The sequence below is a fragment of the Stenotrophomonas sp. A3_2 genome (assembly GCF_036624925.1).
GTDB lineage: Bacteria > Pseudomonadota > Gammaproteobacteria > Xanthomonadales > Xanthomonadaceae > Stenotrophomonas > Stenotrophomonas hibiscicola.
This window is the reverse complement of the sequence record NZ_JAZKVY010000164.1, coordinates 1-434: the sequence shown is the minus strand read 5'-3', so window position 1 is coordinate 434 and position 434 is coordinate 1. Positions and strand designations below refer to the sequence as shown.

The 434-nt window shown below is 68.0% G+C and carries 1 protein-coding gene; it reads right to left on the bottom strand.

The window, feature by feature from the left end; all coding sequences use genetic code 11:
* Positions 1-306, bottom strand: a 306-nt coding sequence (locus tag R5H29_RS05070) for a helix-turn-helix domain-containing protein (protein ID WP_332328865.1), incomplete at its 3' end; no start/stop codon positions are given.
* Positions 307-434 lie beyond the last annotated feature (128 nt).

Here is a 434-nt window from a genome sequence, read left to right as displayed (position 1 = left end):
CGCGTCCGCAATCACGTCCAGATAACACCGGCACCCGGCCTTGAACGCGCCCCACGGATCGCCCCGCACCGCCCCATACGCCGCGTTGAACAGACGCACCTGGCGGGCGAGCTCCCGGCGATACACCGCCTCGAACAAATCCCGTTTCGATCCGAAATGGTGATAGAGCGAGCCCTTCGTCACCCCCGCCCGCGCCACGATCTCGTCGAGCGACGCCGCCTCATACCCCAGCGCGCCGAACGCCAGCGCGGCCTCCGCCACCAGCCGGTCACGCGCCCGCGGCGGCGCGGTTCTCTCCTCATCCATGGCCGCCACCCTACCCGCTTGCATGCCATACTCAAAGTATGGCATGCCTCCATACCGTAAGTATGGAGGCTCCGATGACCGCAGACCCACTCGCCGCGACGCTCGCCTACGCCGCCGCCAAGAACCGC